Here is a 6227-nt window from a genome sequence, read left to right on the forward strand (position 1 = left end):
GGCAACACGATGGGCAACACGATGATCGTGTCGCTGACAGAGCTGATCCGGGCCATGCCCAAGGATAGCAGAAATCGAACACAAATACTAGTATTATCGACACCACTGGGCTACAATTCGAACATGACTTCGATACAACAACATCGCGGAGGGAGTGGCATGGGCATTCACCTCCTGAACGGGTGATCTGCTCGCCCGCCAGTCACAGCAGGTGCGGCTCGGCCTGGGCCTGAGACTGGGCCTGAGACGGCGCTTGCAAAGAACTACGGAACCGCGCCGCGGCTATCGGCTCTCGATGGCGAGACGACCGGCCAACAGAACATACGTGGCGGCGAATGTGCGGCGAAGCCGTGTCATGACTCTGGGTCGGCTGATGACCTGGTTGCGCATCGTCGCGGCGAACACTCCATAGAGCGCGAACACGACGAACGTGACAGCCATGAACACCACGCTGAGGCCGATCATGTGCCAGGTTTCGTTCGCCTCGCCGGCCGGAACAAACTGCGGGAGGAAGGCGAAGAAGAAGATCGTTAACTTTGGGTTGAGGAGATTGATGAGAACAGCACTGCGGATGACCCGCCAGAACGACATCGGGCCGGAGTGGTCATCGATCTGGATGGCCGACGTATCGCGCAGGGTCTGCCAGGCAAGGAACAGAAGGTAGGCAACCCCAAGCCACTTGATCGTCTGGAAGGCGATGGCCGAAGCATTCAGAATCGCGGCGAGGCCGGTGACGGCGGCGATCATGTGAGGGATCACGCCGAGGGTGCAGCCGAACGCGGCAATGATGCCAGCCTTCGCGCCCCGAGACAGACCAGCGGCGATGGAGTACACAGCGCCAGTGCCGGGCGTGGCGACCACGACCAGGGTCGTCAGCAGAAACGCAATACTCATCAGTGTCCCTTCACGGCTGGTATTTCGGCACACTACCAGCCACGAGCGACGAGCGACGCCGGCTCGGATACAGTTCACTTGACCCCACCCATCGACCTGGAGCCCCATGCTTCCCGCAGCCAACGCCGGGGCTTTCGTTCTCGCATCCCTTGCCCTCATCGCCATCCCGGGCCCGAGCGTGCTGTTTGTCGTCGGGCGGTCGCTGGCGTTGGGGCGGTGGGGCGGCGTCCTGAGCGTGCTGGGCAACGCGCTGGGCATGATTCCGGCGATCGTGGCCGTATCGCTGGGCGTGGGCGCGATCTTGGCCGAGTCTGCGCTCGTTTTCACCATCATCAAGTTTGCGGGCGCCGCCTACCTGGTATATCTGGGGGTGCAGACGATCCGGCACCGACACTCGAAGACCCGCGCGGTGGCCAGAGGTGCGGTGCCGCCGTCGACCTTCCGGCTGCTGCGTGACGGCTTCGTCGTGGGCGCATCGAACCCGAAAACGATCGTGTTTTTCGTCGCCGTGCTCCCGCAGTTCGTCAGTTACAACGCGGGCTCGATTCCCCTGCAACTTGGCCTGCTGGGGGCGATGTTCTTCGTTCTCGCGCTCGCCTGCGATAGCATCTGGGCCCTCACCGCCGGCACGGCACGCGCGTGGTTCGCCCGCAGCCCCCGGCGACTGGCGGGCGTGACGGCAACCGGGGGCGTCATGATGATCGGCCTCGGAGGGGCCCTCGCGATCGCTGGCAATAAGGCCTGACCGGTTCCGGATGCCCCGGCTCGGGCCGCTCGCAGGTAGCGCCACATCGGCGCGAGCCCTCCCAGTACACGGTCGGATTGATGTGACACACGCCGGCCCGGATGCGGTGTGATCCGGAGTCGGGGTCAGAGCGATTCCAGTGGCACGGTCTCGTCGGCGAGCCTGCCGCGGTCGACCTGGTTGCCTCGGCGGATGACGCCCTGCACCACTTCGTTGACGTCCCACGTGTTCACGTTCATCCCCGCGACCACGCGCCCGTCGGCCACCCAGAACGCGATGAATTCGCGGCCGACCCGGTCGCCTCGATACACGATTTCGGCGTCGCGGGTGAGTGGTCCGAATCCGGAATACTCCATGCCGAGGTCGAACTGGTCGGTATAGAAATAGGGGATGTCGTCGTACGACACCTCCTGGCCGAGCATCGACTTCGCGGCGGCCTGGCCACCGTTCAGCGCATTCGCCCAGTGTTCGCTGCGCAGTCTCAGCTTCGCCACGGGATGGTACGCATTGGCGATATCGCCGGCGGCGAAAATCGCCGGATCGCTCGTTCGAAGCGACGCATCGACCAGGATGCCGTCGTCAACGGTGAGCCCCGCGGCCTGAGCCAGCTCCACGTTGGGTTCCGCCCCGATACCGACGAGTACGAGGTCGGCCGCGACGACCTCACCATCGCTCAGCGCGACGCCCGTCGCGTGGCCGTCGCGCCCGACGATGCTTTCTACGATCATCGACCGACGCAGGATGACGCCGTTCTCCTCGTGAAGTTCGGCGAACATCCGGCCGAGTTCATCACCCAACGCGTTCGCAAGCGGGATGGCACCCCGTTCGAGAATCGTGACGTCATTCCCCAGGGTTCGCGCGGTCGCGGCCACCTCCATCCCGATCCAACCAGAGCCGATCAGAACGAGTCGCTTGCCACCGCCCGCCAGCAGGGTGCGCAGGGCATCGGAGTCATCGAGCGTCCGAAGATAATGCACGCCGTCGAGATCTGCCCCGGGGATGGAAAGCTGGCGCGGGGACGAGCCGGTGGCGATCAGCAGCGCACTATAAGGAAGGGCATCACCGCGGCCGGTATGAATGAGCCGCCCGGAAGCATCAATGCCGGTGACACTGGTGTCGAGCAGCAATTCGACATGATTCTCGGGGTACCAGCCCTCGGGATCCACGAAGACCGAGTCGCGGTCTGCGGTTCCGCTGAGGTAATCCTTCGACAGTGGGGGGCGGATGTAGGGCCGATGCGCCTCGGCCCCGATCAACCGGATCCGCCCGGCAAAGCCCTCCTCGCGCAGCGTCTTCGCGGCGGAGGCGCCGGCGAGGCCGGCTCCGACGATGATGAAACTTTTCGAATCAGGCATGGTGTCCTCTCGCTGGCACTGCTGGTACTTCTCTTAGTCCGACAGAAGGGGCATCCGGACTCATCCACCGATCGTCGCCCTGCGTCTCCCACCTCTGATTCTCCTCGTGCTGTCAAGAGGGGGATAAAGGGCCGAGGAGGAGCACACTGTTAGCCATGCAGAAGACCTCACTGACGGCGCTGGCCCGCCACGAACTCGACCACGCACTCAGCGCCTCCAACGGGCGCAGTGCAAAAACAGTCTTTGGCGGGCACGAGCATCACCTTCGACAGACCCTGATCGCGCTGCGCGCAGGTGAGGGCATCTCGGAGCACGAGAACCCAGGCGAGGCGACCATCCAGGTCGTGGTGGGGCGAGTGCTCTTGCGTGCCGGAGATGCGACCTGGAATGGGTCACCGGGCGACTTGATGATCGTGCCGGACCGCACGCACTCGCTCGATTCAATCGAGGACTCGGTGATTCTGCTCACGGTTGTGAAGAAGTCGTGAGGAATCCCTTGGCGGTTGTGGGCTCCGCACGGGTGACCGCAATGTTGACGAGTGTCTAGTCACCCAACTTGTTGACCAGTTCGAGAGTGATCGGAGCCTCCACAGGTGCCGTTCTACAACCCGGGAACATGGCCGCTTCCATCGGCGCAATCGAACTGGGCCCCGCCGAGCCGGAGCACTAATCGCGCCACCGATGGAGATGCCCTCATCCCGTGCTTTCGACCGCGCGGCAGCGAGCACGCCGTCATCGATCTCAAGGGATATCCGCATGTGCGCCATAGCGGCTGCGTATCACTGACCTCATGAGAACGTGCAACACGAAACTTTCGATTCCGAGTGCTGTGACGGTGGGGCGCCCCGCCGTTGATTCTCTGATCGACACCCACGTCAAGCGACGGGAATTGCGGCGGACGCAGGGCATTCAGCACGAACACTTCAGCCAGGCCAATGAAGGGCAGATCGTTGGCTCGAGGTCTTTGCTGCACGGAATTCTCGGATCGCCCGGAAATGTTCGGCCCTCCCGGTCACGCAGTAGCTTCTCCATTACCTCGGCCACGGTGCGCCCCTCCTTACGCGCCTCAGTGATGAGGTGATCACGCAGCTTAGAAGGAGCCTTGATCGTCGTCGTCGGAGTACACCAGCGGTATACCGATGTAGTCATCGGGCGGCACCTGCGTGATCTGGTCGCCGAGCATCAGAAACGGACCGCGGAACGCACGGCCGGATGCGACGCACACTTCTCTGAGGGATCTCAACCAGCGACGGTCGCGATCCATGATTTCGGCGGGGCCAGGGCGCTCCAGCGTGATCACGAGGGTTGCGATCTCGAAATCCAGCAGCACGCAGCTGAGGGCTTGCAGGAGTGCGGCGCCGTCGCCTTCGCGGGCTTCGGCCTCAACATCCATCGGAATCAGGACAGGCAACGGTCTGGACTGCTCGTCGAGGAACATGATCCACACCTGACGGCGCAGCGCCTCCTCGAGCAGGACCTGCAGGTGAGGGATGAGCTCGCGATCTGTCGGGAGCGGGATGGTGTGGATGTCGTCGAAGCGAGGTCTCGTCATGGGGCCATGGTGGCGCGGGCTGGGCTAGCGGTAGACGACAATCCCGGATCTGTGGAGAACTGCTAGTGTGCACAACTCGCTCTGTCGAGAGCTGCATCCCGACGACCGGGGCCGCTCGCCTGTCGAACGTCACCGTGTCATCGCACCCGGCCGCGATACTGGTCTGGGCCAGCACGGTGTCGGTGAATTCAGGCCCACCACGAGTGGCCGCGAGCGCGTAACCCCGCAATACGACCCCCCGAACTCGGGCTATTGCCGAGCATCCTGAGTCAACAGACTGAGCTAATGAGTGATCTTCGACAACGCGTACCCGGGCATTCGCTCATCGACATGCTGTTGCACCAGTGGGATCTGGGCACGATTCGCCTTGACGCCAGCACCAACGATGTTGTTGTCGGTGAGGATGCCGTCAGCTGGTATCGGGGCGTCATCGGCGAGCGGCGGGTCGGCACCATCCTCGGACTGCTGAGCGACTCGCATACCGTTCTGCATTCGGTGCCCGTCGGGAAAGGATCGAGCGACATCGACCACGTGGTCATCGGTCGCGCCGGGGTGTTCAGCATCAACACCAAGTACAGCCCAGGCAAGAAAATATGGTCGGCGGGCTATGGCCTGTATGTCGACGGTCATAAGCAGCTCTACGTGCGTAACTCCGTCGCGGAAGCTCGGCGAGCAGCTGAACTGCTGTCTGCGGCATCCGGCCTCACCGTTCCCGTTACCGCGCTGATCGTGTTCGTGAATCCAGGCCCCATCACCCACAAGGCGCCCGCTGGTGGAGACGCTCATGAACCTGAGGTTCGGGTGCTCGCGGACGACGACCTGTTTCGGGTGTTTATGGATCGCCCGGTCTTCAGCGAGGAGCAAGTCGAACGCATCGCCGCCGCAGCCGTACTGCCCGCAACGTGGCACCGGTCACCCTCGGAATCGACGGTCGGCGACCACATCACTCGGGAGTTCGAAGCGCTGGAAGAGGCCGTCGGGCCTCACCTCGCGCGCGCCTACACCGCGCCGCCCAAGGCCCCCGCGCCGAACGCCCGAAACCGTGACCGTCGCCCGGCCGCGTCCCGCAGCAGACCGGCGGCTGCTCGCCGCCCGAGCTCGCGCAAGCGCCAATCTGCTTTCGAAAGGCTGTTCCGCAGCCTCCTGCTTCCAGTGATGGGGCTCGTGGGCTTCGTAATGTACGTGAACTCCATCACCGGGAAGTGAGCGGAGACCTCGGGCAGTCACGCCGCGTGCCGTTCCGCGCGGCCGGAACATGTCATCCGGGGGCTCGCCTGCATCCGAAATGACGGACTTCGGGGCGAAAATCGGGCCTATCGGCGAGTTTCGGGGTGCGCGGCACGGGCATCTCCGTCATTTCGGACGGGCGGGGTAACTGCGGGAAGGTGGCCGCGGGGGTGTCATCCGCGCCGCACTGCGGGCCTGGCTGCGCATCGGGTGACCGCCACCCCTACGCTTGATCCGTGACTCTCCTGCCACCACCCCCAACCACCCCCCAGCGCTTCGAACTGCGCATCGAGCTTATTGGCTCAGCACCCCCGATCTGGCGCCGGCTGTCGCTTCCGGGCGAGGTCACCCTCGATCGCGTGCACGACATCCTGCAGGCCGCATTCGGCTGGACTAACAGTCACCTGCACCGCTTCTCGCCCACCGATGACCGCTACGGACCGTCACCGATCGT

General features: G+C 63.9%; 7 protein-coding genes and 1 pseudogene. 5 read left to right on the forward strand and 3 right to left on the reverse strand.

What is annotated here, in order from left to right; all coding sequences use genetic code 11:
* Positions 1 to 186 (forward strand): hypothetical protein (locus RMN95_RS06405; RefSeq protein ID WP_309616111.1); only part of this gene is annotated, 186 nt, incomplete at its 5' end.
* Positions 187 to 282: 96 nt separating this feature from the next.
* On the opposite strand, the gene RMN95_RS06410 is transcribed toward RMN95_RS06405, so the two are convergent.
* Positions 283 to 894, reverse strand: coding sequence for a LysE family translocator (locus RMN95_RS06410; RefSeq protein ID WP_309616112.1), 612 nt, complete (start codon positions 892 to 894; stop codon positions 283 to 285).
* A gap of 106 nt (positions 895 to 1000) precedes the next feature.
* Here RMN95_RS06410 and RMN95_RS06415 point away from each other — a divergent pair, with 106 nt between their 5' ends.
* Positions 1001 to 1639, forward strand: coding sequence for a LysE family translocator (locus RMN95_RS06415; RefSeq protein WP_309616113.1), 639 nt, complete (start codon positions 1001 to 1003; stop codon positions 1637 to 1639).
* Between the two features lie 125 nt (positions 1640 to 1764).
* Here RMN95_RS06415 and RMN95_RS06420 read toward each other — a convergent pair whose 3' ends face one another.
* Entirely contained in the window at positions 1765 to 2994 is a 1230-nt protein-coding gene (locus RMN95_RS06420; RefSeq protein ID WP_309616114.1) for an FAD-dependent oxidoreductase, read from the reverse strand.
* Between the two features lie 155 nt (positions 2995 to 3149).
* Here RMN95_RS06420 and RMN95_RS06425 point away from each other — a divergent pair, with 155 nt between their 5' ends.
* Entirely contained in the window at positions 3150 to 3482 is a 333-nt protein-coding gene (locus tag RMN95_RS06425) for a cupin domain-containing protein (protein ID WP_309616115.1), read from the forward strand.
* Between the two features lie 602 nt (positions 3483 to 4084).
* On the opposite strand, the gene RMN95_RS06430 is transcribed toward RMN95_RS06425, so the two are convergent.
* A complete protein-coding gene (locus RMN95_RS06430) occupies positions 4085 to 4546 on the reverse strand; it encodes a hypothetical protein (RefSeq protein WP_309616116.1) in 462 nt (153 codons plus the stop codon).
* Positions 4547 to 4831: 285 nt separating this feature from the next.
* Here RMN95_RS06430 and RMN95_RS06435 point away from each other — a divergent pair, with 285 nt between their 5' ends.
* Entirely contained in the window at positions 4832 to 5752 is a 921-nt protein-coding gene (locus RMN95_RS06435; protein ID WP_309616117.1) for a nuclease-related domain-containing protein, read from the forward strand.
* A gap of 257 nt (positions 5753 to 6009) precedes the next feature.
* A pseudogene (locus RMN95_RS06440) lies at positions 6010 to 6227 on the forward strand (plasmid pRiA4b ORF-3 family protein); the annotation flags it as partial.

Source organism: Salinibacterium sp. (genome assembly GCF_031364185.1).
In the GTDB taxonomy this organism is placed as follows: Bacteria; Actinomycetota; Actinomycetes; order Actinomycetales; family Microbacteriaceae; genus Rhodoglobus.

Bases quoted from the DNA above. Each gene is read 5' to 3' on its own strand.
- RMN95_RS06410 (WP_309616112.1), bottom strand. From the start codon at position 894: ATGAGTATTGCGTTTCTGCTGACGACCCTGGTCGTGGTCGCCACGCCC.
- RMN95_RS06425 (WP_309616115.1), top strand. From the start codon at position 3,150: ATGCAGAAGACCTCACTGACGGCGCTGGCCCGCCACGAACTCGACCAC.
- RMN95_RS06430 (WP_309616116.1), bottom strand. From the start codon at position 4,546: ATGACGAGACCTCGCTTCGACGACATCCACACCATCCCGCTCCCGACA.
- RMN95_RS06435 (WP_309616117.1), top strand. From the start codon at position 4,832: ATGAGTGATCTTCGACAACGCGTACCCGGGCATTCGCTCATCGACATG.
- RMN95_RS06420 (WP_309616114.1), bottom strand. From the start codon at position 2,994: ATGCCTGATTCGAAAAGTTTCATCATCGTCGGAGCCGGCCTCGCCGGC.
- RMN95_RS06415 (WP_309616113.1), top strand. From the start codon at position 1,001: ATGCTTCCCGCAGCCAACGCCGGGGCTTTCGTTCTCGCATCCCTTGCC.